24 protein-coding genes and 1 tRNA gene are annotated in these 24,056 nt (G+C 70.0%); 6 read left to right on the top strand and 19 right to left on the bottom strand.

Going from position 1 to position 24,056, the window contains the following annotated elements:
* The first annotated feature begins 57 nt into the window (after positions 1-57).
* Positions 58-705: a LysE/ArgO family amino acid transporter gene (locus ABD204_RS01010; RefSeq protein WP_194422873.1), complete on the top strand. Its 648-nt coding sequence runs from the start codon at positions 58-60 to the stop codon at positions 703-705.
* 81 nt (positions 706-786) lie between these two features.
* The gene (locus ABD204_RS01015; protein ID WP_194422874.1) at positions 787-1,062 is read left to right on the top strand and encodes an acylphosphatase; all 276 of its coding nucleotides are present in this window, start codon (positions 787-789) and stop codon (positions 1,060-1,062) included.
* Between the two features lie 12 nt (positions 1,063-1,074).
* Here the strand turns inward: ABD204_RS01015 and ABD204_RS01020 are convergent, their stop codons facing one another.
* The 9 genes from ABD204_RS01020 to gabT all read right to left on the bottom strand — a co-directional run bounded on the left by ABD204_RS01020 (position 1,075) and on the right by gabT (position 8,830).
* Positions 1,075-2,490: an amidase gene (locus ABD204_RS01020; protein WP_194422875.1), complete on the bottom strand. Its 1,416-nt coding sequence runs from the start codon at positions 2,488-2,490 to the stop codon at positions 1,075-1,077.
* Between the two features lie 90 nt (positions 2,491-2,580).
* Positions 2,581-3,270 carry a 50S ribosomal protein L1 gene (gene rplA / locus ABD204_RS01025; RefSeq protein ID WP_194422876.1) on the bottom strand — a complete coding sequence of 230 codons (690 nt, stop codon included), beginning with the start codon at positions 3,268-3,270 and terminating at the stop codon, positions 2,581-2,583.
* Between the two features lie 14 nt (positions 3,271-3,284).
* Positions 3,285-3,716: a 50S ribosomal protein L11 gene (gene rplK, locus ABD204_RS01030; RefSeq protein WP_194422877.1), complete on the bottom strand. Its 432-nt coding sequence runs from the start codon at positions 3,714-3,716 to the stop codon at positions 3,285-3,287.
* A 104-nt stretch (positions 3,717-3,820) separates the two neighbouring features.
* Positions 3,821-4,888, bottom strand: a complete 1,068-nt coding sequence (gene nusG, locus ABD204_RS01035; RefSeq protein WP_194422878.1) for a transcription termination/antitermination protein NusG — start codon at positions 4,886-4,888, stop codon at positions 3,821-3,823.
* Positions 4,889-4,951: 63 nt separating this feature from the next.
* Complete coding sequence (gene secE, locus ABD204_RS01040; RefSeq protein WP_194422879.1) at positions 4,952-5,221, bottom strand: preprotein translocase subunit SecE; 270 nt, start codon at positions 5,219-5,221, stop codon at positions 4,952-4,954.
* Positions 5,222-5,266: 45 nt separating this feature from the next.
* A tRNA-Trp gene (locus tag ABD204_RS01045) sits at positions 5,267-5,339 on the bottom strand.
* A gap of 178 nt (positions 5,340-5,517) precedes the next feature.
* Positions 5,518-5,955: a pyridoxamine 5'-phosphate oxidase family protein gene (locus ABD204_RS01050; protein ID WP_194422880.1), complete on the bottom strand. Its 438-nt coding sequence runs from the start codon at positions 5,953-5,955 to the stop codon at positions 5,518-5,520.
* A 54-nt stretch (positions 5,956-6,009) separates the two neighbouring features.
* A complete protein-coding gene (locus tag ABD204_RS01055; protein ID WP_194422881.1) occupies positions 6,010-7,371 on the bottom strand; it encodes an NAD-dependent succinate-semialdehyde dehydrogenase in 1,362 nt (453 codons plus the stop codon).
* A gap of 46 nt (positions 7,372-7,417) precedes the next feature.
* Positions 7,418-8,830, bottom strand: coding sequence for a 4-aminobutyrate--2-oxoglutarate transaminase (gene gabT, locus ABD204_RS01060; RefSeq protein ID WP_194422882.1), 1,413 nt, complete (start codon positions 8,828-8,830; stop codon positions 7,418-7,420).
* Between the two features lie 98 nt (positions 8,831-8,928).
* On the opposite strand from gabT, the gene ABD204_RS01065 reads away from it, so the two are divergent.
* Complete coding sequence (locus tag ABD204_RS01065) at positions 8,929-10,464, top strand: PucR family transcriptional regulator (protein ID WP_194422883.1); 1,536 nt, start codon at positions 8,929-8,931, stop codon at positions 10,462-10,464.
* A gap of 138 nt (positions 10,465-10,602) precedes the next feature.
* Here ABD204_RS01065 and ABD204_RS01070 read toward each other — a convergent pair whose 3' ends face one another.
* Positions 10,603-12,081 (bottom strand): XRE family transcriptional regulator, encoded by a 1,479-nt coding sequence (locus ABD204_RS01070; protein ID WP_194422884.1) that lies wholly within the window; start codon positions 12,079-12,081, stop codon positions 10,603-10,605.
* Positions 12,082-12,218: 137 nt separating this feature from the next.
* On the opposite strand from ABD204_RS01070, the gene aceA reads away from it, so the two are divergent.
* Both aceA and aceB read left to right on the top strand, forming a co-directional pair.
* The gene (gene aceA, locus ABD204_RS01075; RefSeq protein ID WP_194422885.1) at positions 12,219-13,535 is read left to right on the top strand and encodes an isocitrate lyase; all 1,317 of its coding nucleotides are present in this window, start codon (positions 12,219-12,221) and stop codon (positions 13,533-13,535) included.
* 212 nt (positions 13,536-13,747) lie between these two features.
* Positions 13,748-15,325 carry a malate synthase A gene (gene aceB, locus ABD204_RS01080; protein ID WP_409264006.1) on the top strand — a complete coding sequence of 526 codons (1,578 nt, stop codon included), beginning with the start codon at positions 13,748-13,750 and terminating at the stop codon, positions 15,323-15,325.
* Positions 15,326-15,371: 46 nt separating this feature from the next.
* On the opposite strand, the gene ABD204_RS01085 is transcribed toward aceB, so the two are convergent.
* From ABD204_RS01085 to ABD204_RS01100, 4 genes are read right to left on the bottom strand one after another with little or no spacing between them, the layout of a single operon-like run.
* Entirely contained in the window at positions 15,372-15,998 is a 627-nt protein-coding gene (locus ABD204_RS01085) for a response regulator (RefSeq protein ID WP_194422887.1), read from the bottom strand.
* Positions 15,995-17,185, bottom strand: a complete 1,191-nt coding sequence (locus tag ABD204_RS01090) for a sensor histidine kinase (RefSeq protein WP_194422888.1) — start codon at positions 17,183-17,185, stop codon at positions 15,995-15,997. Before ABD204_RS01090 ends, ABD204_RS01085 begins: the two co-directional genes overlap by 4 nt.
* Before the next feature lie 32 nt (positions 17,186-17,217).
* Entirely contained in the window at positions 17,218-18,027 is an 810-nt protein-coding gene (locus ABD204_RS01095; protein ID WP_194422889.1) for an ABC transporter permease, read from the bottom strand.
* A complete protein-coding gene (locus tag ABD204_RS01100; protein ID WP_194422890.1) occupies positions 18,024-18,896 on the bottom strand; it encodes an ABC transporter ATP-binding protein in 873 nt (290 codons plus the stop codon). Before ABD204_RS01100 ends, ABD204_RS01095 begins: the two co-directional genes overlap by 4 nt.
* Before the next feature lie 120 nt (positions 18,897-19,016).
* Here ABD204_RS01100 and ABD204_RS01105 point away from each other — a divergent pair, with 120 nt between their 5' ends.
* Complete coding sequence (locus ABD204_RS01105) at positions 19,017-20,216, top strand: pyridoxal phosphate-dependent aminotransferase (RefSeq protein WP_194422891.1); 1,200 nt, start codon at positions 19,017-19,019, stop codon at positions 20,214-20,216.
* A gap of 30 nt (positions 20,217-20,246) precedes the next feature.
* On the opposite strand, the gene ABD204_RS01110 is transcribed toward ABD204_RS01105, so the two are convergent.
* The 5 genes from ABD204_RS01110 to ABD204_RS01130 are packed head-to-tail and all read right to left on the bottom strand — an operon-like array spanning position 20,247 to position 23,977.
* Positions 20,247-21,383 (bottom strand): UDP-N-acetylmuramate dehydrogenase, encoded by a 1,137-nt coding sequence (locus tag ABD204_RS01110; RefSeq protein WP_194422892.1) that lies wholly within the window; start codon positions 21,381-21,383, stop codon positions 20,247-20,249.
* Positions 21,383-21,787 (bottom strand): MaoC/PaaZ C-terminal domain-containing protein, encoded by a 405-nt coding sequence (locus tag ABD204_RS01115; protein WP_194424161.1) that lies wholly within the window; start codon positions 21,785-21,787, stop codon positions 21,383-21,385. Before ABD204_RS01115 ends, ABD204_RS01110 begins: the two co-directional genes overlap by 1 nt.
* 5 nt (positions 21,788-21,792) lie before the next feature.
* The gene (locus tag ABD204_RS01120; RefSeq protein ID WP_194422893.1) at positions 21,793-22,239 is read right to left on the bottom strand and encodes an FAS1-like dehydratase domain-containing protein; all 447 of its coding nucleotides are present in this window, start codon (positions 22,237-22,239) and stop codon (positions 21,793-21,795) included.
* A 47-nt stretch (positions 22,240-22,286) separates the two neighbouring features.
* Complete coding sequence (locus tag ABD204_RS01125; RefSeq protein WP_194422894.1) at positions 22,287-23,081, bottom strand: sulfite exporter TauE/SafE family protein; 795 nt, start codon at positions 23,079-23,081, stop codon at positions 22,287-22,289.
* Entirely contained in the window at positions 23,078-23,977 is a 900-nt protein-coding gene (locus ABD204_RS01130; protein ID WP_194422895.1) for a DUF2510 domain-containing protein, read from the bottom strand. The genes ABD204_RS01125 and ABD204_RS01130 overlap by 4 nt, the downstream gene beginning before the upstream one ends.
* Positions 23,978-24,056 lie beyond the last annotated feature (79 nt).

Below are 24,056 nucleotides of genomic sequence, written 5' to 3' on the forward strand. Positions count from 1 at the left end.
TGATCCGTAAGGATCTTTCGCTGTACTTAGGGTTGCGCTCAGCCTAGCGTCGTCTTCGTGACCGCACCCTTCCTCGCAGGCCTCGGCCTGGGCCTGTCGTTGATCATCGCGATCGGCGCGCAGAACCTCTTCGTCCTCCGGCAGGGCCTGCGCCGAGAACACGTCGCGCTCGTCGCGTCGATCTGCATCGTCTCGGATGCGGCACTCATCGCGATCGGCGTGTCCGGCGTCGGTGTCATCCTCGACGCCGTGCCCTGGCTCGTGGACGGGGTGCGCTGGATGGGGGCCGCGTTCCTGGTCGGCTACGGCCTGCTCGCGGCGCGCCGGGTGTGGCGGCCGACCGGCGAGGGGCTCGACATCTCCGCCACCGACCGCACGGCCGACTCGACGGGCACGAGCACGACGACCACCCGTGCGCGGACGCGATCGGTCGTCCTCACCGTTCTGGCCCTGACCTGGCTGAACCCGCACGTCTATCTCGACACCGTCTTCCTCCTGGGCTCCATCGCGAGCACCTACGCAGACCAGCGCGGGGTGTTCGCCGCCGGCGCCGTGCTCGGCAGCGTCGTCTGGTTCTCGGCGCTCGCGTACGGCGCACGGTTCCTCGGCCGTTGGCTCGCTCGACCCCGGGTGTGGCGGGTGCTCGACGGCGTGTTCGCCGCGATCATGATCCTCCTTGGGGTCAGCCTCGTCCTCCCGCACTGAGTCCTCCCGTATGGAGCCCTCCCGGCGGCGCCGCGGCGATCGCGCCTGGCCGATCACGCGTCAGGCGGGCAGGATGAGCGGATGAAGCGCGTTCATGTCGTCGTCCATGGCGAGGTGCAGGGCGTGGGGTATCGCTACACCGCACGCGGGGTCGCGGGCCGCCTCGGTGTCACCGGCTGGATCCGGAACCGGTGGGACGGCACCGTCGAGGCCCATGTCCAAGGACCTGCCGATCGCGTCGCCGCGATGCTCGCCTGGATGGCGGACGGCCCCCCGGGTGCGCGGGTGGACGGCTGTCGCGTGACCGATACGCCTGCCGAAAGCGCCGAGGGATTCCGCGTGCGGCAGACGGCATAGACCGACTGCGCGTCATCGGGGCACGATCGGCGTCCGCACCCCCACGGCGTCTTCGATCGCCTGGGCCGCCGCCAGTGCGGCGTGGTCCTGGCCGGCCGCGGCCATCACCTGCACGCCCACCGGCAGACCGTCGGTGGCGGATCCGGTCGGCACCGCGACCGCCGGGAGGGCGAGGTAGTTCGCGGCGACGCTCAACCGGTATCGCCGCCACCACCCGCCGGCGGTGTCCGCATCGATGAGATCGGCGTCGACGAGAGGGGGGCGCGCTTCGGAGACGGTCCCGACGAGTACCGGATGCTCGCGGAAGAAGTCCTGCCATTGCGCCGCGACGACGGCCCGCCGCGCCCATACACCGGCGTACTCCTCCAGCGACCTCAGGTGCGTCTGCGCACGGCCCGCCAGCTCGAGGAATCGCGTGGCCCCCGCACCCAGCGGCGGGTCCCACCGCTGCGGCCCGTACGCGGCCTGCATTTCGGTCGTCGACAGCAGTCGCCACCCCTGGACCGCTTCCTCCAGCAACGGAGGGCACGCCTCGACGACCTCCCAGCCTGCCCTGCGCAGCGCGTCCGTCGCCACGTCCAGGGCGCGAGCGGTCGCCGCATCCGTGCCATCGCCGAACGGATCGCGCACGAGGGCTGCGCGCCGCGCACCGTCATAGGGTGAGAACGGCATCGTGACGGCGAACGGATCGACCCCGTCCGCACCGTGCACGACCTGGAAGGCTGCGGCGATGTCGCCGGTGTGACGCGCAAGCAGTCCCGCAGACGAGAATCGCTGCAGTGACAGCGGCACGGGCTCCCGCCGGCGCGCGGCGCCCGCGGGGATCCGGCCGCCGGTGGGACGGAACCCGGCGACACCGACCGCATCCGCCGGGACGCGCACCGAACCGCCGTAGTCGTTGCCGAGCCCGATCGCGGCCATGCCGGTGGCGACGGCGACCGCATCGCCGCCGCTGGAGCCGCCGGGTGAGTGCGCCAGGGACCACGGGTTGCGCGTGCGCCCGAAGAGGTCGTTGTCGCACTCCCACCGCATCCCGAAATCGGGCATGTTGCCGCGCCCGATGGGGACGGCACCCGCCGCACGCATGCGCGCCACCAGGGTGGCGTCCTGATCGGGGACCGCGTGGACCGCTCCGCGCCAACCGTGTGTCGTCGCCGACCAGGTGAGGTCGATGTTCTCCTTGACCGAGAACGGGACACCCGTGAGGGGCCCGGGATCCTCCCCCGCCGCGATCGCCCGGTCCAACTCGGCCGCGGCCTCCCGCGCGCGGTCATCGAAGACGACCGTCAGGGCGCCGACGAGCGGGTTCACGTCGGCGATGCGCTCGAGGTGGGATCCGACGACGTCGACGGCGGAGATCTCCCCGCCGCGGACGGCTGCGGCGATCCGGCGAGCGGATGCCCGCCACGGTTCGTCGGCGACGCTCATCCCGCCATCATCCCAGAACGACGGAACGGACCCCTCCTCGCGGAGGGATCCGTTCCGAGTGAACCTGGTGGCTCAGGGTGAACCGGTGGCTCAGATCGCGTTGACATCCAGCGGGATGCCGGGGCCGAACGTGGTCGACACGGCGCCCTTCTGGATGTAGCGGCCCTTCGAGCTCGACGGCTTCAGGCGCACGATCTCTTCGAGGGCGGTCTTGATGTTCTCGTCGAGCTGGTCGGCCGAGAACGACGCCTTGCCGACGACGAAGTGCACGTTGGCGTGCTTGTCGACACGGAACTCGATCTTTCCGCCCTTGATCTCCTCGACGGCCTTGGCCGGGTTCGGAGTCACGGTGCCGGTCTTCGGGTTCGGCATCAGACCGCGCGGACCGAGGACCTTACCGAGGCGACCGACCTGGCCCATGAGCTCGGGCGTCGACACCGCGGCGTCGAAGTCGGTCCAGCCACCGGAGACCTTCTCGATGAGCTCGGCGCCGCCGACCTCGTCGGCGCCTGCGGCGATGGCGGCTTCGGCGGCGGGGCCGGTCGCGAAGACGATCACGCGGGCGGTCTTACCGGTGCCGTGGGGCAGGATGACGGTGCCGCGCACCATCTGGTCGGCCTTGCGGGGGTCGACGGCGAGCTTGAGCGCGACCTCGACGGTCGAGTCGAACTTCGCCGAACCGGTCTCCTTCGCCAGGGCGACGGCCTCGGTGGGCGTGTAGAACTTGCCGTCCTCGATCTTCGAGACAGCGGCAGCGTAGGACTTGGACTTGGTAGCCATTCTCGTTACTCCCCTCAGTCCTCAACCGTGATGCCCATAGAACGGGCGGTGCCGGCGATGATCTTCGAGGCGGCCTCGATGTCGTTCGCGTTGAGGTCGGGCTGCTTGGCCTGGGCGATCTCGCGCACCTGGTCCTTGGTGATCTTGCCGACCTTGACGGTGTGCGGCGTGGCCGAGGCCTTCTGCACGCCCGCGGCCTTCTTGATCAGCTCGGCGGCCGGAGGGGTCTTGAGGATGAACGTGAAGCTGCGGTCCTCGTAGACGGTGATCTCCACCGGGATGACGTTGCCGCGCTGCGACTCCGTCGCGGCGTTGTACGCCTTGCAGAACTCCATGATGTTGACGCCATGCTGACCGAGCGCGGGGCCGATCGGCGGCGCCGGGTTGGCGGCGCCGGCGTTGATCTGGAGCTTGATCAGGCCGGTCACCTTCTTCTTCGGTGCCATTTCCTTTTCCTTTCATCGAACCGGATGCGCATGCGCATCCTGCTCTCCCGCAGACCCGGCGGTTCCGGGCAGCGGTATCCCGCGAACGGGAAGTCCTGTGGGTGTCAGACCATCTTCGTGACCTGGTCGAACGACAGCTCGACCGGGGTCTCGCGCTCGAAGAGCGAGACGAGCACGGTGAGCTTGCCACTCTCGGGCTTGATCTCGCTGATCGAACCGGGAAGACCCGCGAACGAGCCTTCCTTGATCGTGATGGTCTCGCCGACCTCGAAGTCCACCTCGGCCTGGACGGTGCGCGCCTGGGTCGGCGAACCCTTCGGCGCCGAGCCCTTGGCGGGGGTGGTCTCCTTGACCTCGACGAGCGACTTCAGCATGTTGAAGGCCTCTTCGAAGCGGAGGGGCGTGGGGTTGTGCGCGTTGCCGACGAAGCCGGTGACGCCGGGCGTGTGCCGCACGACCGACCAGGTGTCCTCGTTCAGCTCCATGCGCACGAGCACGTAGCCGGGGATCCGGACGCGCGTGACCATCTTGCGCTGACCGTTCTTGATCTCGACGACGTCCTCCATGGGGACCTCGACCTGGTAGATGTCCTCTTCGACCTCGAGCGTCGACTTGCGCTGCTCGATGTTGGCCTTCACCTTGCGCTCGAAACCGGCGTAGGAGTGGATGACGTACCACTTGCCCTCGAGCGAGCGCAGCTCCGCCCGGAAGGCGTCGTAGGGGTCTTCCTCGACGTCGTCGACGATTTCTTCGGCGGCGGCGACGTCGGCGACCAGCTCGGGGTCGACCGCGGGTGCGTCCTCCTCGCCGTTGACGTCGGGCCCGTCGTAGGGGGCGACCTCGTCGGCGGCATCCGCCGCACGCTCGGTCTCCTCCTCGGCGAGCGAGTCGGTGAGCACCTCGGCGGCCGCCTCGGCCTCGTCGGTGCGGTCGATGTTCAGCGCGTCGTTCACGATGGCGTCTGCTTCCGGGTCGGTGGTGTCGACGTCGTCCAGCGAGGTGTCTTCCTGTTCGTCGGACGACTCGTCGACGACATGGATGGCGACGTGCTCGGCGGAGGTACTGGCCTGCTCCTCACGCTCGAGCTGGTTGCCTTCCTGGGCCTCGTCGTCCTCGGAGGACTGCTCCGCGGCGGTCGCCCAGTCGGCGTCGTCGACATATCTTTCAGACAATTGATTCTCTTCCGTGTCGGTGTGCGCGTGAGGCGCTCACCACCCGCTGTTCGACCGGTGGGATCAGGCGCCGTCGGGAACGCCGAAGACGATCTGAGTCGTCCAGGCGAAGAGCACGTCGAGGCCGTAGACGATCGCCATCATCACGACGACGAAGCCCAGCACGACCGCCGTGTACTTCACCAGTTCCTTGCGCGTCGGCGTGACGACCTTGCGCAGTTCGGCGAAGACCTGACGGATGAAAAGGGCGATGCGCGCGAAGACGTTCGGCTTCTTCTCGCGCGACCCGTCGCTCGAGGCGACGATTTCGCCCTTCGGCTCGTCCTGGACCATCAACCCACCTGTTGTATCTTCCGTGTGTCAGCTCGGGCTGACGCGCAGGGCGGACAGGAATCGAACCTGCAACCTGCGGTTTTGGAGACCGCTGCTCTGCCAATTGAGCTACCGCCCTAGAGGCCCGGTCGGACCTCGGACTCCCGCATACTCCGCCCGCGTCCGGTGAGGGTGTCACGGCCCGCGTGGCGGGCACGGCGAAAGAATGCAGAAATGTCCTGCACTCCCCAGTGTACGGCATGCCCACACCTCCGGCGAACCGGGGTGCGGGACTCACGGGGCCTCACCGACCCCGGTCAGCCCGGCTGCACGCTATCGCGATCCGGCTCCTCGCCGCGCGCGAACGCGCGCCCGGTCAGCTCGGTCGGCACGACCCGCACATACGTGAATTTCACGGTCGGGATCCACGGCCTGAGCGGCAGCCGATCGGCCGCTTCGATCTCGGTCAGCGCATCCAGGCGATGTGCATGCCCCCGCGCGACCACGCTCCACGCACGCTCGTCGTTCCAGTCGTCGACCTCGAAGAGCACGTGGTCGTTGACCGTCAGCTCCAGGAGCTTGCTCCCCTCCGCCGTGCGGAACACCAGCGACGCGCCGTCGACGACGTAGTTGACCGGGAAGACGTCGAGCACCTCCCCCACGTGCGTGACGAGGCGTCCGAGCTGATGCGAGCCGAGATGCTCCCAGCACTCCCCCTCGTCGAGGACCGTGACCGCGTCGTTGAACTCGTCCATGCCCCCATCCTGCCCCGGGTGTCGCGCCGGCGCCAGAGGCCTCACGCACCCCGCTCAGGCGATGCGGATGAGCTTCTTGTTGACGAACTCGTCTGCGGCCAGCAGACCCAGTTCCCGTGAGGTCCCCGAACGCTTGACACCCCCGAACGGCAGTTCGGGCGAGTCGGCGAGCACGAGGTTCACGTACACCATGCCGGCTTCGATCCGATCGGCCACGCGCTGTGCCTGAGCCGGGTCGGTCGTGAAGACGTACGATCCCAGGCCGAAGGCGGTGTCGTTGGCGATGCGCACCGCGTCGTCCTCGTCGACGGCTCGGTGGACGACGCCGGCCGGGCCGAAAAGCTCCTCCCCGTACACGTCCATGTCCGAAGTCACGCCGGTGAGCACCGTCGGGGTGATGTATGCGCCGTCACGGGTGCCTCCCGTGGTCAGGGTCGCCCCCTGGGCGACCGCGCGGTCGATCTGCTCCTGCAGCCGCTCGGCGGCGGCCAGGGACGACAACGGACCGAGCACGGTCTCCTCGTCGAACGGGTCGCCCATCACGGTCGCGGCCATCGCGGCGGTGAACTTCTCGACGAACGCGTCGTACAGGCCGTCGACCACGATGAAGCGCTTGGCGCCGTTGCACGCCTGGCCGTTGTTGTCGATGCGGGCGTCGACGGCCGCCGCGACGGTCGCATCGAGGTCGTCGGTGGACAGCACGATGAACGGATCCGAGCCCCCCAGCTCGAGGGCGACCTTCTTGAGGTGACGCCCGGCGAGCTCTGCGACCGCAGATCCGGCCCGCTCCGATCCGGTCACCGACACGCCCTGCACGCGCGGATCGGCGATGACGGTCGCCGCCTGCTCGTTCGTGGCGTAGAGGTTGACGTACGCGCCCTCGGGCAACCCGGCGTCGGCGTAGATCGCCTCGAGCGCGGCGGCCGATTCGGGACACTGCGGGGCGTGCTTGAGCAGGATGGTGTTGCCGACGGCGAGGTTCGGAGCGGCGAAGCGCGCCACCTGGTAGGCGGGGAAGTTCCAGGGCATGATGCCCAGCAGCACGCCGATGGGGGCGCGTCGGATCACAGCGGTGCCCTCTCCGACGATGTCGATGGGGGTGTCGCCGGTGATGCGTTCGATGTTCTCGGCGTAGTAGTCGATGATGTCGGCGGCGAAATCCACCTCCCCCTCGGCTGCGGCCAGCGGCTTGCCCATCTCCCGCACGATGATCGCCGCGAGGTCGTCACGCCGTTCGCGGTGCAGATCGGCGATGCGACGCACGACCACGGCGCGGTCGGATGGAGCGGTGGCGCGCCAGATGTGCGCCGCGTCGTGGGCGCGGGCCACCGCGGCGTCGAGATCGGCGTCGGCGATGGTCGGATACGTGGCGAGGGTCTCCCCCGTGGCGGGGTTGACGACGGCGTATTCGCTCATGTGATTCCTTTCGTCCGTCGGTCGGTCCGCGTCGAGTCTGGCGGACTCAGTCGGCGTCGGGGCGCGGAGCGTCATCGCCCGCGAGCGTCGGCGCGGTGCCGGCTTCGGCCGCGGTGAGCTCCTGGTCGAGGATGTCCATCGCCTCGTGAAGCAGGTCGTCACCGATCGACAACGGCGGCAGGAACCGCATCACGTTGCCGTACGTGCCGCAGGTGAGCACGATGACCCCCTCCGCGATGCACGCTTTGGCGACGGTCGTGGCCAAAGCGGCATCGGGTGCCCCCGTCTCCGGGTCGACGAATTCGGCCGCCACCATCGCGCCGCGCCCCCGGATGTCTCCGAGCCGCGGATCGCGTGCCTGGATCGCCTCCAGGCGTCCACGGAGCACACCGCCGATGTGGTCGGCGCGTCGCGCCATGTCCTCCTGCTCGAAGCTCTCGATCGTCGCCAACGCCGCCGCGCAGGCGATCGGGTTGCCGCCGTACGTCCCGCCGAGCCCGCCCAGGTGCGACGCGTCCATGATCTCCGCACGCCCGGTGACCGCCGCGAGCGGGAGACCGCCCGCGATCCCCTTCGCGGTGGTGATGAGGTCGGGCACGATTCCGAACAACTCGCTGGCGAACATCGCGCCCGTGCGGGCGAATCCGGTCTGGACCTCGTCGGCGATGAAGACGACCCCGTTCGCGCGGCACCAGTCCACCAGCTCCGCCAGGAACCCCTCTGCCGGGACGATGAATCCGCCCTCCCCCAGGATCGGTTCGATGATGACGGCGGCGAGGTTGTCGGCCCCGACCTGCTTCTCGATCTGCGAGATCGCGCGTGCCGCGGCCTCGGGACCGGAGAGTCCGTCGCGGAAGGGGTACGACACCGGGGCACGGTAGACCTCGCCCGCGAAAGGGCCGAATCCGCTCTTGTAGGGCATGGACTTCGCCGTCAGTGCCATGGTGAGGTTCGTGCGGCCGTGGTAGGCGTGGTCGAACGCGACGACGGCGGAACGGCCGGTGTGCTTGCGGGCGATCTTCACGGCGTTCTCGACGGCCTCCGCGCCGGAATTGAACAGCGCGCTCTTCTTCGCGTGCGAGCCGGGGGTCAGCCGGTTGAGCGCCTCGGCGACGCCGACGTAGGACTCGTAGGGCGAGATCATGAAGCACGTGTGGGTGAACTGCGCCACCTGCGCCTGAACGGCCGCGACCACCGCGGGGTGCGCGTTGCCGACCGTGGTCACGGCGATGCCGGAGCCGAGGTCGATGAGCGAGTTCCCGTCGGCATCGACGACGACGCCCCCTCCGGCGGCGACCGCCTCGATCGGAACCGTGTGGCCCACTCCGGCGCTGACCGCAGCGGCCTTGCGTTCCAGGAGCGCCTGCGACGCGGGGCCGGGGATGGCGGTCACGAGGCGGCGTTCCTGGGGAAGGGTGGGGCCGCCCACGGGCACGGTCTCGAGGGCAGAGGTGCTCATGCTCGCGAGCGTAGAAGCGCGGCACCCCCGGACGCACCGTCCCGCATGTACATTCTCAGAAGGCCTCTGTACGAGCCGTACAGCACTCGAGGAGCATCATGCCGTCCGCATCCGCCCCGCCGCATCCGACCATCGCCTCCCTCCTGCGCCGCGGCGATCTCGCGCTCCGGTTCCTCGAGACCGCCGACGCCGCGCGCTTGTCCCACGAGGTGCGGTGGGTGCACTCCAGCGACCTCGCCGATCCGACACCGTTCCTCTCCGAAGGTCTCGTCCTGCTGACCACCGGCCGCCAATTCGAGGGCGTGGACGACGACGCGTACACCCGGTACGTCGGACGCCTCGCCGACCGCGGCGTGGTCGGGATCGGTTTCGGCACCGAGGTCGTGCGCGAGGGGGTGCCGGCGCCTTTGATCGAGGCGTGCCGCGCGGCCGCGATGCCGTTGTTCGAGGTGCCCTACCGCACCCCGTTCATCGCGGTGGCGCGCGCGAACGCCGAAGAGGTGGCCGCGACCTCCTACGCCCGACGGACGTGGGCGCTGTCGGCGCAGGGCGCGATCGCCCTCGCCGCGCTCCGCCCCGACGGCCTCGGCGCAACCGTCTCCGAACTCGCCCGGCAGCTCGGCGCATGGGTGGGCCTGTTCGACGCCGCCGGCGAGCTCTCGCGGCAGCATCCCGCCGGCGGCCTCGATGCCGGGACGGCCACCGCCCTCCGCGCGGAGATCGGTGCGGTCCTGCGTCGAGGCGCGCGGGCGGGGTCCGCGCTGCGGATCGGCGACACCCCCTTCACGCTGCAGACCCTCGGGCGCGGCGGCCACCTGCGCGGTGTCATCGCCATCGGCGCCGGCGACCTGGACCGGGAAGGACGTGGCGTGGTCACGGCCGTCATCGCCATGGCCGGCCTCGCGCTCGAGCAACACGGCGATCTCGCCCGCGCACGCGGTGCGCTGCGCGCCGGCGTGGTGCAGTCGCTGCAGGGCGAGGACTCCGCCGCCGCGCGCCGCATCGCCCGCGACGTGTGGGGCCCGATGCCGGAGGCACCGCTCGCGATCGCGGTCACCGACGCCGGCGCCGCCTGGTCGGACGGGGTCGCCGAGTACCTCGAGGTGCGAGCGGACGAGCGGCGCGGCGCGCTGTTCTTCGGGCGCAGCGAGGATGGCCTCGTGATCGTCACGCCGGCCTCGCGCACCGGCGTGCTGGAGGATGTCGCCGAGCGTTTCGGGTGCCGCATCGGCGTGGCCTCCCCCGCCACCTACGACACCTTCACGCGCACCATGGACCAGGCCCGCGTGGCCCGGGACCGCGGCGAGGACGGGGTGACGCGCTTCGCCGACGTGGCACGGGCCGGCATCCTCACGGCCCTCGACACCGTCGATGCGCGAGCCCTCGCCGCAGCCGCGCTGCACCCCCTCGTCGAGTTCGACCGCGACCGCGCGGCGGCATTGCGCGAGACGGTGAAGGCGTGGCTCGACGCCGACTGCTCCCACGAGGCCACCGCACGCGCCCTCGGCGTGCACCGTCATACCGTCCGCGCCCGGCTCGCCACGGCAGAGAAGGTCCTCGGCCGCGATCTCACGTCCTTCGCCGTCCGCGCAGAACTCTGGGCCGCCTTCCAGGCCCTCGACCCCGACGCCTGACGCCGCCGCGCGGCGCGTCCACCCTTTGAATCGACACATCCCGCGTGCGGGAGCGTTCCGCAGTCGGCTGATGTGGGTGTCGGGTCGACAGACGCGCGCGTTGTGACTGCGGAGGATGCCGTGGACGGCGGGCGGGGATCAGCGCGGCGCGTGGGCCTCGAGGAACTCGTAGACGTCGGTTGTGTCGACGCCGGGGAACGACCCGGTCGGCAAGGTCGCCAACAGAGTGCGCGGCGTGCGCACGTTCGGCCACGAGTGCTCGCGCCACGCGGCCTCGAGATCCTCCGGGGCACGACGGCAGCACACCTCCACCGAGTGCTTCGAGACGCCGCGGTTGGTGGTGTCGCGTCCGAGGAACCACTTGGTGTCGTCGAAACGCACCCCCACGCTCACCGAGTGCGCCCCCTCGCTGGAGAACTCGACCCTGGCGGTACACCAGTACGTCCCGTTGCCGGTGTCGGTGTACTGGTAGTACGGATTGAAGTGGTCGTCGACGTCGAAGACGACGCGGCTGGTCCACTTGCGGCAGCACATCTGCCCTTCGATCGCCCCCAACCGGTCCGCCGGGAAGTTCACGTCGTCGTTCTCGTACGCCTTCGTGATCGTGCCCGACTCGTGCACCTTCAGGAAGTGGACCGGGATGTCCAGGTGCACGGTGGCGAGGTTCGTGAATCGGTGCGCGGCGGTCTCGTACGACACGGAGTACGTGTCGCGGAGGTCCTCCACCGAGATCGAGCGGTCGCGTTTGGCGGCCTGCAGAGCCGGGACCACGTGGGCTTCGGGCATCAGGAGGGCGCCGGTGAGATAGTTCGTCTCGACCCGCTGCCGCAGGAACTCGGCGTAGCCGGTGGGCTCGGTGTGCCCCAGGATGCGGCTCGAGAGGGCCTGCAGCACCGCGGTGCGCGGGTCGCCTTTGGAAGACAGACGGCTGGAGAGGTACAGACGCCCGTTGCGGATGTCGGCGACACTGCGGGTGGTCTGCGGCAGGTCGGGCACGTAGTGCAACGTGAACCCGAGGTGGGCGGCGATATCGGATGCGGTGCGCTGGGTCAGCGGGCCACCGGGGTGATCGACGGCGGCGAGGATCTCCCGGGCACGCTGCTCCAGCTCGGGGAAGTAGTTGTTCTGCGTGCGCATCAACCGTCGGAGCGACACGTTGGCCCGTCGGGCCTCCTCGGGCGTGGCCGACCGCTCGTCACGGAGCCGCTCGATCTCGCCCTGCAGGGCAAGCATGGTCCGCAATGCGTCGTCCGGGATGGTCTTGGCGATGCGGAACGGCGCGATCCCGAGCGCCTGGAAGGTCTGTCCGCGCATCGCCCGCTCGAGCGCGATCTCCATCGAGGACCGTTCGTCCAGCGGCTCGGATTCCAGCAGCGCATCCAGGGAGGTGCCCAGCGCACGCGCGATCGAGCGGAGGAGAGTGAGCTTCGGCTCGCGGCGGCCGTTCTCGATCATCGACAGCTGACTCGGCGCACGGTCGACGGCATCGGCGAGCGCGTCCAGCGTCATGCCGTGCGCGGTGCGCAACTGACGGATGCGCCGGCCGATCGTGAGGGTGTCCACCTCGTCATCGTCGACCTGATCGAGCTCATCCGTTCCCGGGTCGGTGACAGTCATAGCGCGATTCTGTCACAACAGCAGAATTATCGGGACTCTTCACATCGAATATGGCCGGATCCGTCGCCGATCTTCACCGAGAGTGGTCTCACGACCTTCCGACGACATGCCGGAGACCCAACCCAGGAGAAGAGCCGATGACGTATCTCGCCACCCCCGGACAGCCGCCCCTCCGTGCGGGCGACCAGACGCAGACCGCCGCCGACCTCCAGCAGGTCTGGGACACCGACCCGCGATGGGACGGGGTCGAGCGCACCTACACCGCCGAGGACGTCGTCCGCCTTCGAGGATCCGTCCGAGAAGCGCAGACCCTCGCCCGCCGCGGCGCGGAGAACCTCTGGAATCTCCTGCACACGGAGGAGTACATCCGGGCGCTCGGCGCCTACACCGGCGGCCAGGCCGTGCAGCAGGTGCGCGCGGGACTGAAGGCCATCTACCTCTCGGGATGGCAGGTCGCCGCCGACGGCAACCTGGCCGGGCAGACCTACCCCGACCAGAGCCTGTACCCGGCCAACTCCGTCCCGTCCGTCGTGCGCCGCATCAACAACGCCCTGCTGCGGCAGGACGGCATCGAGCACGCCGAAGGCGAGATCTCCCGGGACTGGATGGCCCCCATCGTCGCCGACGCCGAGGCCGGGTTCGGCGGACCGCTGAACGCCTACGAACTCGCCCAGTCGATGATCCAGGCGGGTGCCGCCGGCATCCACTGGGAGGATCAGCTGGCCAGCGAGAAGAAGTGCGGCCACCTCGGTGGAAAGGTGTTGGTGCCCACGCAACAGCACATCCGCACCCTCAACGCCGCCCGCCTGGCCGCCGACGTCGCGGACGTGCCGACGGTCATCATCGCCCGCACCGATGCCCTCGCGGCCGACCTTCTCACCAGCGACGTCGATCCGCGGGACCGGGAGTTCACCACCGGCGAGCGTACGAGCGAGGGCTTCTACCGGGTCCGCCCCGGACTGGATGCGGTCATCAGCCGCGGCCTGTCCTTCGCCCCGTACGCCGACCTGCTGTGGGTCGAGACCGGCGAACCCGACATCGAGCTCGCACGCGCGTTCGCCGAAGCGGTCCACGAGAAATTCCCCGGAAAGCTCTTGGCGTACAACTGCTCGCCGAGCTTCAACTGGAAGAGCCACCTGGACGACGCGCAGATCGCCAGCTTCCAGGCGGAGCTGGCAGAGCTGGGGTACAAGTTCCAGTTCATCACCCTGGCTGGATTCCACGCCCTGAACCACTCCATGTTCGACCTCGCCCGCGGCTACGCCGAACGCGCCATGAGCGCGTACGTCGAGCTGCAGGAGGCCGAGTTCGCCGCCGAGGCGCAGGGTTACACCGCCACCAAGCACCAGCGCGAGGCGGGCACCGGATACTTCGACCACGTCTCCACCGCGCTCAACCCCGACAGCGCCACCCTCGCCCTGGTGGGATCCACCGAGGCGCAGCAGTTCCACTGACACCGCACAATTTCCCACCCACCCCACCGCATGTCCCACTTTCTGTGCCTCTGCCTCTGCGGAAGAGCAGAAAGCGGGACACGCGGCCCGGGGAACGACGACTTGGAGAGATCATGACCATCACCGACACGGGCATCCCGCCCACGACGGACCAGATCCGCCCCACGACCGGACCGATCCCGACCGACGCCGGCGAGGCGTCCATCGAGATCATGGGCCACATCGGGCCCCGATACGCAGAGATCCTCACGCCGGAGGCCGTCGCGTTCCTGGCCGCCCTGCACCACCGCTTCGCCGGCCGTCGACACGATCGCCTCGCCGACCGGATGCGCCGCCGATTCGAGATCGGCAACGGGCTCGACCCGCACTTCCGCCACGACACCGCGCACATCCGGGACGACCCCGAGTGGCGCGTGGCCGGACCAGGGCCCGGCCTGGAGGACCGCCGCGTGGAGATCACCGGGCCCACCGACCCCAAGATGACCATCAACGCCCTCAACTCCGGCGCGCGGGTGTGGCTGGCCGATCAGGAGGATGCGACCAGCCCGACGTGGCAGAACGTCATCGAGGGGCAGCTGTCGCTGTACGACGGCATCCGCGGGCAGCTCAGCTTCACCAACGACGCGGGCAAGGAGTACCGCGTGACCGCCGAGCGCACACCCACGATCGTGATGCGTCCGCGCGGTTGGCACCTGGTCGAGGAGCACATCCGCTTCACCGACCGGCTGAGCCGGTCGATGGCGGCCTCCGGTTCGCTGGTGGACTTCGGGCTGTACTTCTTCCACAACGCGGCCGAACTGATCGCGCGTGGGCGTGGACCGTACTTCTACATCGCCAAGCTCGAATCGGCCGAGGAGGCGAAGCTGTGGGACGACATCTTCAGCTTCAGCGAGGAGTACATCGGAATCCCGCACGGCACCATCCGGGCCACCGTGCTGATCGAGACGCTGCCGGCGGCGTTCGAGATGGAGGAGATCCTGTTCGAGCTGCGCGAGCACTGCGCGGGCCTGAACGCCGGACGCTGGGACTACATCTTCTCCATCATCAAGAACTACCGCGGCCGTGGCGCCCGGTTCGTGCTGCCGGACCGGAGCGAAGTGACCATGACGGTACCGTTCATGCGGGCCTACACCGAGCTGCTGGTGAAGACCTGCCACAAGCGGGGCGCCTTCGCGATCGGCGGCATGAGCGCCTTCATCCCCAACCGGCGCGACCCGGAGATGACGGCGATGGCGATCGAGAAGGTGGCCGCGGACAAGAAGCGCGAGGCCGGCGACGGCTTCGACGGCACGTGGGTTGCCCACCCCGACCTGATCCCCACGGCGATGGCCGAGTTCGACGCGGTGCTCGGCGAGCGCCCGAACCAGGTCGAACGGCAGCGCGACGACGTGCATGTGACGGCCGCGGATCTGCTGGACCTGCAGATCGGTCGTCCGATCACCGCGAAGGGCGTGCACGACAACGTTTCGGTGGGCATCCGCTACATCGAGGCGTGGTTGCGCGGCCTCGGCGCCGTGGCGATCGACGGCCTGATGGAGGATGCGGCCACCGCCGAGATCTCGCGGAGCCAGATCTGGCAATGGATCCACCAGGACCGCACCATCGAGGACGGCACCGCGATCACCCGCGAGTACATCGAGGGTCTGATCGGGCGGGTTCTGGAGGAGGTGGATCGCTTCGACGGTGACCGCTTCGACGAAGCGGCCGGCATCTTCCGCGAGGTCGCGACCGGTGAGGAGTTCCCGGCGTTTCTGACCCTGAGTGCATACTCCCGCTACCTGGCCGACTGACCCGGCTGCGGATCCGGCAGAGCCCCCTCCCCCGGAGGGGGCTCTGCTACGTCAGCAGGCCCCGTTCCATGGCGAGGGTGACCGCCCTGGTCCGGTCGGCGACATCGAGCTTTTCGAACACGCGCAGCAGATGCGTTTTGACGGTCGATTCCCCGATGCCCAGAGCGGCCGCGATCTGCTTGTTGCTTCGCCCCGCCGCCACGAGCCGCAGCACCTCGGTCTCGCGTACGGTGAGCGAGGCGGCCGCTTCCGGCGCCGGCTCGCGCATCCGCTGGACGAGCCGAACCGCCACCTGCGGGCTCAGCGCGGTCTGTCCGGCGGCGACCGAGCGGATGCCCGCGACGATCTCGTCCTGCGGCGCCGCCTTGAGCAGGTAGCCGCTGGCGCCGGCTTCGATGGCGGCGAGGATCTGGTCGTCCGACTCGTAGGTGGTGAGGATGAGCACGCGGGCGGCGTGGTCGGCGACCAGTCTCGTCGTCGCGGCGACCCCGTCGACGCCGGGCATCCGAAGGTCCATCAGGACGACGTCGGGCGTGGTGGCGGCGACGACCCGGACCGCGGCTTCACCGTCCGCCGCCTCCCCCACGACCTCCAGTCCCGGTTCGTCGGAGAGGAGCCCGACCAGGCCCGCGCGGACGACGGGATGATCGTCGACGATCACGAGACGGATCATGCGGTCTGCTCCTCCGGGTCGGGGACGGCTGCGGGCAGGACCACGGTCAGGGCGGTCCCCCCATCCGTGTGCGAATCGACGGCCAGGGTGCCGCCGGCCAGCGCCACGCGGTCGGTCATCCCGTCGAGACCGAATCCGGTGCGCCGCGCGTCGGGGTCGAATCCGCGACCGTCGTCGACGACCTCGAGCCGTGCCGCGTGCGGGTCGGCGGCGACCGTGACCCGCACGGCGGCCGCGTCGGCGTGCTTGCGCACGTTCGACAGCGCCTCCTGGAGGCAACGGAGCACGACCAGCTGGGTGTCGCGGCTCATGTCGGCGTCGCGGTCGAGCCCGACGGTGAGGTCGACGGCGAGGCCGGCTTCGGTACGGAACCGTTCCACGAGGCGTTCGACCGCCTCGCCGAGGGCGATGTCGGCCGGAACGGCGGCGGTGCGCGCGACGAGCCCGCGCGCCTCGGCGAGCGCGTCTCGGGACAGCTGCTCGACGGTCGCGACGGCCTCCACCGCCGCGTCGACCTCCCCCCGCCCCAACTGGCGGCGGGCGCGCTCGCTGAGGAGGGCGAGCCCGGCGAGCGTCTGCGCGAGGGTGTCGTGGATGTCGCGGCCGAGTCGCTCACGCTCCGCGGCGGCGCCCCGCTCCGTGCTGAGCATCTCGACCTGCGCCTGCGCGGCGGTCAGTTCGGCGACCAGTCGTGCCCGGTCGTCGGCGTACTCGGCGATGGCGCTGATCCAGAGCCCGAGGGCGACGGCGAACACGAAGGAGATGACGGCGGTGAGCAGGCCCGTCCACATCGCCCCGGAAGACAAGCCGCCCCCCACGAGGAAACCGAGGAAGGTCGCGGCGGCGACCGCGGCGCTTCCGCCGATCGCCGCGCGTCTGGTGGACGTCGTGACCCAGACCAGGGGGAACGCGAGGGACTGCAACATGGCCAGGAACGGCGCCACCGCGATCCCGAACAGGATCGACGCGGCGATCACCGGGATCCCGACGGCCAGGCGCCAGGGGGCGGCTGCCCCGCGCACGATGCCCGGTCGGACCAGGGCGTACCCGAGGACGAACACGACCAGGCACGCCGCGGTCCATGTCCACCCGGAGGGCCCGGTGGCGCCGAGTCCCGCCACCGAGAGAGCGGCGATGGCGGCCAGCCCTCCGGCGACGGCGATGTCCCACCAACGTTTGTCGTACATGTGCTTCTTCCGGTGACGCGTCGGGGTTCAGGCTACGCGTCGCGGCGGTTCCACCGGAACGTCAGCCGTGCCAGGAGGAGTCCGATGAGCAGCCACACCGCGAGGGCGATGGCGACACCGGTGAGGTTCCACTCGCCGTTCTGTTCGAGGACGGCGTACTCGGCCGGGAGGAACACCTCACGCATCCCCTGCGCCATCCACTTCACCGGCAGCGCGCTCGCGACCGTCTGCAGCCAGTCGGGAAGCAGGAAGAAGAAGAGGTAGACGCCGGAGATGAACTGCACCACGAGCACGATCGGGATGATCACCGCACTCGCACTACGGCCCGATCGGGGCACCGCCGACAGCGCGACGCCGAGCAGCGACGACGTGACCACGCCGAGCACGAACACCCACGCGAAGGTGACCCACTTCTCGGGCTCGGTGGGCAGGGGGACGTCGAAGACGATCGCCGCGAAGGCGATGATGAGGCCGGCCTGGATGACCGAGGTGGCCCCGACCTGCCCGATTTTGCCGAGGAAGTACGACATCGGCGACAGCGGGGTCGCCCCCAGGCGCTTGAGCATCCCGTTCGTGCGCTCACCGGCGATGTCCATCGCGAGGTTCTGGAAGCCCGAGAGGAGCATGCCGGCGGCGAGCATGGCGGGCAGGTACATCTGGGCGACCGGGACGGCGGGAAGGCCGGGCCCCGCGCTGAAGTCGCCGTCCGCACCGAAGATCGCCGAGAAGAGGGCGAGGAGGGCGATCGGGAACAGGAACGTGAAGACCAGCGTGTCGCCGGAGCGGAAGTACTGGATCAATTCGAATCGGGTGCGCCACGCACCCAGGGCGACGGTGCTCATCGCGCGGTCTCCTTCTCTGCGGGGTCGGACGTGTCGGCGACGAGGTCGAGGTAGACGTCCTCGAGGGTGGGACGGATGATCTGCAGCTCGGCCGGCTCGTCGCCGTGGCGGTCGACGAGCTCGGCGACGAAGCGCCCGGGCTCGCTCGTGCGCTGCTCCTGTGTGCGGTCGCCGACACGCCATCGGACCACCGGGGTCCGCAACGCGAGCCCCCCGACGTCGTCGACGCCTCCGATGGCCCGCATCCTCCCGTCGGCGATGACGCCGACGCGATCGGCGAGCTGCGCGGCCTCGTCGAGGTAGTGGGTCGTGAGCACGATGGTCACCCCGTCGGAGGCGAGCGAACGGATCAGGTCCCAGAACGCACGGCGGGCAGTCGGGTCGAAGCCGGTGGTGGGCTCGTCGAGGAACAGCAGCTCCGGGCGTCCGATGATGCCCAGGGCGACGTCGACGCGGCGCTGCTGTCCACCGGACAGCTTGGAGACCCGACGACCGGCGTGCTCGGTGAGACCGACCGCCGCGATCACCTCGTCCACGTCGCGTGCCCGCGGATAGAACCCCGCGAACTGCGTGAGCTGCTCGCGCACCGACAGCGGACCGAGTTCGCCGGCGGACTGGAGCACGACGCCGATGCGCGAGCGGAACGCCGCGTCGCCACGGGCGGGGTCGTGACCGAGCACGCGGACCTCCCCCGCGGTGCGCCGACGGTACCCCTCGAGGATCTCGACCGTCGTGGACTTCCCCGCACCGTTGGGACCCAGCAGAGCGAAGGTCTCCCCGGTGCGGATCTCGAACGACACGTCGTCGACGGCCGTGCGGCGCCCGTACTGTTTGCGCAGGTTCTCCACCCGCACCGCGATCTGTTCCATGTCCTCCACCCTTCCGCGAACCTGTCCCGCCCGACAGCGTCCATCCGACGGATCCCGTGTCCCCCATCCGGTGGACCCTTCCCCTCGGCCTCCCCCACATCGGGCGACTACGCTGGGGGCGTGACCGAACGTGCTCCCCTGTCCCGCAAGCTGTCCGCGATCGCCGAGTCCGCGACCCTGAAGGTCGACGCGAAGGCGAAGGCACTCAAGGCCGCCGGCCGTCCGGTGATCAGCTACGCCGCCGGCGAGCCCGACTTCGCCACGCCGGAGTTCATCGTCGATGCCGCCGCGCAGGCGCTGCGCGATCCGGCGAACTTCCGGTACACGCCCGCCGCGGGTCTGCCCGTGCTGCGCGAGGCCATCGCGGCCAAGACCCACCACGACTCCGGTCTCGAGATCGACCCGTCACAGGTGATCGTGACCAACGGCGGCAAGCAGGCCGTCTATCAGGCCTTCCAGACCGTCGTGAACCCCGGCGACGAGGTGCTGTTGCCGGCGCCGTACTGGACCACCTACCCCGAGGCCATCGCCCTCGCCGACGGCGTCCCGGTCGAGGTGTTCGCCGGCGCGGACCAGGAGTACAAGGTCACCGTCGAGCAGCTCGAAGCCGCGCGCACCGACAAGACCACCGCGCTCGTGTTCGTCTCCCCGTCCAACCCGACCGGCGCCGTCTACACCGCCGACGAGGTGCGGGCGATCGCCGAATGGGCGCTCGAGCACGGCGTCTGGATCATCTCCGACGAGATCTACCAGAACCTCGTCTACGAAGGTGTGCGGGCGACCTCCGTCGTCGAGGCGGTCCCCGAGGCAGCGGCGCAGACGATCCTGGTCAACGGCGTCGCGAAGACCTACGCCATGACCGGTTGGCGGGTGGGCTGGATGATCGGCCCGAAGGACGCGGTCAAGATCGCCGGCAACCTGCAGTCCCACCTGTGCAGCAACGTCAACAACGTCGCGCAGCGTGCCGCGCTCGCCGCGCTGACCGGACCGCAGACCGAGGCGGAGAACATGCGGACCGCGTTCGACCGCCGCCGCGGGCTGATCGTGGATGAGCTGAAGAAGATCGAAGGCGTGAACGTGCCGACCCCGCTCGGCGCCTTCTACGCCTACCCCGATGTCACCGCCCTCCTCGGCCGCGAGTGGGCGGGCACCACGCCCACCACCACGCTGGAGCTGGCCGACCTCATCCTCGAGAAGGCGGAGGTCGCCGTGGTCCCGGGTGAGGCCTTCGGCCCCAGTGGCTACCTGCGTCTGTCGTACGCGCTCGGCGAAGAGGAGCTGCGAGAGGGCATGCGGCGCCTGCAGGAGCTGTTCGCCTGATCCGCGCGCTCCGGGCGCGCGGTGTCGCGTTCAGAGCTCGATGTTCACCAGCACCGGTTCGGGCTGGAGCATCAGGCCGAACTCGGCGTGTACGCGTGCGCGGATGAAACGCGCCAGTTGCGCGAGCTCGGCCGCCGACGCACCGCCGCGGTTCGTCAACGCCAACGCGTGCTTCGTCGACAGGCCCGCCCGGGAAGGCGCGAGACGGAAGCCGCGGCGGATCCCGGCCTGCTCGATGAGCCATGCGGCGCTGACCTTCACGTCGGGCTCGCGGGTCTCGGGAGCCGGTACGGTGCCGTCGAAGGCGGCGAGCGGGATCACCAACACCGGGTCGAGGTCGGGTTCGACCGGCCACCGCGGGCACTCCGGGGGCAGGGAACGCGCGAAGGACGCCGAGACGACGGCGTTCTGGAAGAACGAGCCGGCACTCCACGTGTCGGGGTCCTCCGTGTCGAGCACCATCCCCTTGCCTGCCCGGATTTCGAGGATGCGCCGGCGGATCTCGGAGAGGGTGGCCGTTCCCTCCTCGGTCAGTCCCAGCGCGGTCCGCAGCTGAGACCCTGCGACGGGGCGCGGCTGGGCACCGACTTGGGCGAGGTCGAAGGTGGCGGAGAGGATCACCGCGGAGCGGTCGGGGACCGAGCCGTAGTGGGCTTTCAGCACCGACGTGCGGAATCCGAGGCCGAGCTCGTCCGCCGGCACGGTCGAGACCTCGCCGGTCGCCTCGTCGATGAGGTCGACTTCGACGAGGGTGCGCACGACCTCCTGGCCGTACGCACCGATGTTCTGGACGGGGGCGGCGCCGACGGTGCCGGGGATGCCGGACATCGCCTCGAGCCCGGCGAGTCCTTCGGCGACGGCATGGGCGACGAGGTCGTCCCAGTCATGGCCGGCCTGCACCCGCAACCGTGCCCGCCCCTCGTGCGGTGAGGGCAGCCGCTCGATGCCGCGGGTGAGCACACGGATGACGGTGCCCTCGAGGGGGTCGTCGCCGACGAACAGATTGGACCCGCCGCCGAGCACGAGCCAATCGTCGCCGGTCGCCCACGCGAAGCGGAGGGCGTCGACCAATTCGTCCTGCGTGCGCGCGTCGACCATCCGCTCGGGGGTGCCGCCCGTGCGCAGCGTGGTCAGTTCGGCGAGCGGCCGCGGGGTGACGTCGACCATCAGTCCCGTCGCACCCGCACCTGGGCCTTGCCGAGCACGGTGGTGTCGGCGTGGCGAACGGTGAGATCGATCCGCGCGGTGTCCTCGTCCACCGCGCCGACGACGGCCACGATCGAAAGCTGCGCACCGGTCTCGGGGTCGACCACGACGGGGCGGGTGAAGCGCACTCCGTATTCCAGGATGCGGCCGCTGTCGCCCAGCCATGGGACGAGCGTCTCGACGGCGAGCCCCATGGTGAGCATGCCGTGGGCGAGGACTCCGGGAAGTCCGACGCGCTCGGCGACGTCGTCGCGGTAGTGGATTGGGTTGAAGTCGCCCGAGGCACCTGCGTATCGGACGAGCGATTCCCGGGTGAGGTCGACGGTCCGCTCGGCGACCTGGTCACCGACGGCGATCTCGGTCATGGTCATCAGTCCTCGCCTCCTACCAGGAGCACCGAGATCGCGGTGACGACGTGCGCGCCCTCCGCGTCGGTGATCTCCGCTTCGCTGGTGACCATCGCCCCCTTGCCGACCGCGCGCACCCCGGCGATCGACAGCTGGGCGGTCAACTCGTCGCCGGCGACGATCGGCCGCGTGTACCGGAACCTTTGCTCGGCATGGATGAGACGCTCCAGCGCGATACCGCTGTCCTCCACCGCGAGCAGCTGCTGCAGCGTGAGGTCCTGGATGACCATCGCGAACGTCGGCGGCGCGACGACGTCGGCGTACCCGAGGGCGCGGGCCGCGTCGGGGTCGGTGTGCTGGGGGTCGTCTGCGAAGACGGCGCGGGAGAACTCCCGTACCTTCTCGCGGCCGACCAGGTATGGGGCGGTCGGCGGGAAGGTCCGGCCGACCAGCTCGGGGTTCACTGCCACACGCCCATCCTACCGACGGTCGTCGGAGCCGCTCGAGGCGCGGCGGGTCAGCGGCGGCGTCCGCGCATCGCCCGCATCGCCATCTGCACCGCGATCACGGTGAGGAAGGCCGCGAAGAGCATGTTCCCGACGAACGGATCGACCAAAGTGGCGATGAGCGCACCGACGGCCGTGGTCGCACACGCTGCGCCTCCCACCAGTGCGGCGGCGACGAGGTCGACGTTCTTCCGCCGGACGTTGCCGACCGTCCCCGACACGGCGGTCGGGATCATCATCAGCAGCGACGTGCCCTTGGCGAGCAGGTCGCTCGTACCGAACAGCAGTACCAGCGCGGGGACGATGATGACACCGCCTCCCACACCGAGCAGCCCCGCAAGGATTCCGGTGACCACGCCGAGCACCACGAGGGCGATACCGGTGAGCCAGGTCAGGGGCAGTCCGGCATCGCGGGAGGGGATGACGAAGAAGAGGCTGACGATCACGACGACCAGGAAGGCCACGAAACCCCAGCGCAGCACCGTGATCGGCAGGCGTGCAAGCAACCACGTGCCCACCTGCGCGCCGATGACGGCACCGCCCGCGAGGAGCAGGGCGGGGATCCACGCGACCGAGCCGTGCACGGCGTAGGAGATGACCCCGACCGTCGCGGTGGGCACGATGGCGGCGAGTGAGGTGCCGGCGGCCAGACGCTGGTCATAGCCGAGGATCAGCATCAGCAGCGGAACGATGACCGTTCCGCCTCCGACGCCGAACAATCCGGACAGGAGGCCGGCGAGGGCCCCGACGAGAAGGCAGGTGACGATGAAGCGCGGCGTTCGCGCGCGGACGGCGGCCTCGCTCATTCGACCGAGACGTCGTCGATCAGCCAGGAGCCGTTCTCCGACACCAGCACGTAGGTGTAGTCGTCCTGGGCCGGCTGCGGCTCAGGCAGCGGTGAGCCGGTTTCGTCGACGCTGGACATGTAGGTCTCCTGCGTCTGCAGCACGATCTCGTCGCCGCTGCTGTCGATGTCGGTGACCGTGAGCTCGTACTCGGACGTGGTCGCGCCGAACTCCGCCGCGCTGATCTGGAAGTCCTCACAGTCGGGGATGCCGAGGTATTCGCGGAAGGCGTCGGTGGTCGAGGCGACATAGGCGTCGCAGTCGCCGGTGCGCCACGCGTCGTCATAGGTCTGCACGGTCACGACGGCCGCCTGCTCGTCGGGGTCGTCTCCCGAGGTCGCGCCGCCGCCTTGCATCATGCCGAGGGCCAGCGGAATGAACACCGCCGCGACGGCGACGATGCCCAGGAGGACGACGCCGACGATCACCCACACGACCCACAGGGTGGATTTCTTCGGCTCGGTCGCGGAGATGAACGCCCCACCGACACCGGCGCCGGGATAGCCCGCGGGAGGCTGACCGTAGACCTGCGGGTCGTCCCCCGAGGGGTACTGAGGCGCGGGCGTACCCTCGGCACCCTGCGAAGACTCCCCGGGGTCGGCGAAGAACTGCGCGGTCGGGTCTGCGACCGGTTCCGCGGGCGGCGCCGGCTCCGGTGCCACTTCGGGGGCGGGGGCGGCCCGCTCGGGAGCCTCGGGGACGGGAGCGGCCTGCTCGGGGGCGGGCGCGGCCTGCTCGGGGGCGGGCGCGGCCTGCGGCTGTTCGGGCACGTGCACGTGCTCGGTCCACTGGAGCCCGTCCCACCAGCGCAACGCGCCGTGTCCGTCGTCGTACCAGCCGGGCGGGGTCGCGCTCATCTCGCCTATCCATCCACGGGCGCACGGTCGGCGCCGCACGCCCACCTTACCGGCGCATCCGCGGCGGCGATGACCGCGC

It is taken from the genome of Microbacterium aquimaris (genome assembly GCF_039531285.1).
GTDB classification, from domain to species: Bacteria; Actinomycetota; Actinomycetes; order Actinomycetales; family Microbacteriaceae; genus Microbacterium; species Microbacterium aquimaris.

What these genes read in the sequence shown, in the direction of transcription:
- ABD204_RS01110 (WP_194422892.1), bottom strand. Translation starts at nt 21,383, where the DNA reads ATGGTCGACGTCACCCCGCGGCCGCTCGCCGAACTGACCACGCTGCGC.
- rplK (WP_194422877.1), bottom strand. Translation starts at nt 3,716, where the DNA reads ATGGCACCGAAGAAGAAGGTGACCGGCCTGATCAAGCTCCAGATCAAC.
- aceB (WP_409264006.1), top strand. Translation starts at nt 13,748, where the DNA reads ATGGGCCACATCGGGCCCCGATACGCAGAGATCCTCACGCCGGAGGCC.
- secE (WP_194422879.1), bottom strand. Translation starts at nt 5,221, where the DNA reads ATGGTCCAGGACGAGCCGAAGGGCGAAATCGTCGCCTCGAGCGACGGG.
- ABD204_RS01090 (WP_194422888.1), bottom strand. Translation starts at nt 17,185, where the DNA reads ATGTACGACAAACGTTGGTGGGACATCGCCGTCGCCGGAGGGCTGGCC.
- ABD204_RS01020 (WP_194422875.1), bottom strand. Translation starts at nt 2,490, where the DNA reads ATGAGCGTCGCCGACGAACCGTGGCGGGCATCCGCTCGCCGGATCGCC.
- ABD204_RS01095 (WP_194422889.1), bottom strand. Translation starts at nt 18,027, where the DNA reads ATGAGCACCGTCGCCCTGGGTGCGTGGCGCACCCGATTCGAATTGATC.
- ABD204_RS01070 (WP_194422884.1), bottom strand. Translation starts at nt 12,081, where the DNA reads ATGACTGTCACCGACCCGGGAACGGATGAGCTCGATCAGGTCGACGAT.
- ABD204_RS01050 (WP_194422880.1), bottom strand. Translation starts at nt 5,955, where the DNA reads ATGGACGAGTTCAACGACGCGGTCACGGTCCTCGACGAGGGGGAGTGC.
- ABD204_RS01115 (WP_194424161.1), bottom strand. Translation starts at nt 21,787, where the DNA reads ATGACCGAGATCGCCGTCGGTGACCAGGTCGCCGAGCGGACCGTCGAC.
- ABD204_RS01065 (WP_194422883.1), top strand. Translation starts at nt 8,929, where the DNA reads ATGCCGTCCGCATCCGCCCCGCCGCATCCGACCATCGCCTCCCTCCTG.
- ABD204_RS01015 (WP_194422874.1), top strand. Translation starts at nt 787, where the DNA reads ATGAAGCGCGTTCATGTCGTCGTCCATGGCGAGGTGCAGGGCGTGGGG.
- ABD204_RS01100 (WP_194422890.1), bottom strand. Translation starts at nt 18,896, where the DNA reads ATGGAACAGATCGCGGTGCGGGTGGAGAACCTGCGCAAACAGTACGGG.
- ABD204_RS01130 (WP_194422895.1), bottom strand. Translation starts at nt 23,977, where the DNA reads ATGAGCGCGACCCCGCCCGGCTGGTACGACGACGGACACGGCGCGTTG.
- ABD204_RS01085 (WP_194422887.1), bottom strand. Translation starts at nt 15,998, where the DNA reads ATGATCCGTCTCGTGATCGTCGACGATCATCCCGTCGTCCGCGCGGGC.
- gabT (WP_194422882.1), bottom strand. Translation starts at nt 8,830, where the DNA reads ATGAGCACCTCTGCCCTCGAGACCGTGCCCGTGGGCGGCCCCACCCTT.
- ABD204_RS01055 (WP_194422881.1), bottom strand. Translation starts at nt 7,371, where the DNA reads ATGAGCGAATACGCCGTCGTCAACCCCGCCACGGGGGAGACCCTCGCC.
- aceA (WP_194422885.1), top strand. Translation starts at nt 12,219, where the DNA reads ATGACGTATCTCGCCACCCCCGGACAGCCGCCCCTCCGTGCGGGCGAC.
- rplA (WP_194422876.1), bottom strand. Translation starts at nt 3,270, where the DNA reads ATGGCTACCAAGTCCAAGTCCTACGCTGCCGCTGTCTCGAAGATCGAG.
- ABD204_RS01125 (WP_194422894.1), bottom strand. Translation starts at nt 23,081, where the DNA reads ATGAGCGAGGCCGCCGTCCGCGCGCGAACGCCGCGCTTCATCGTCACC.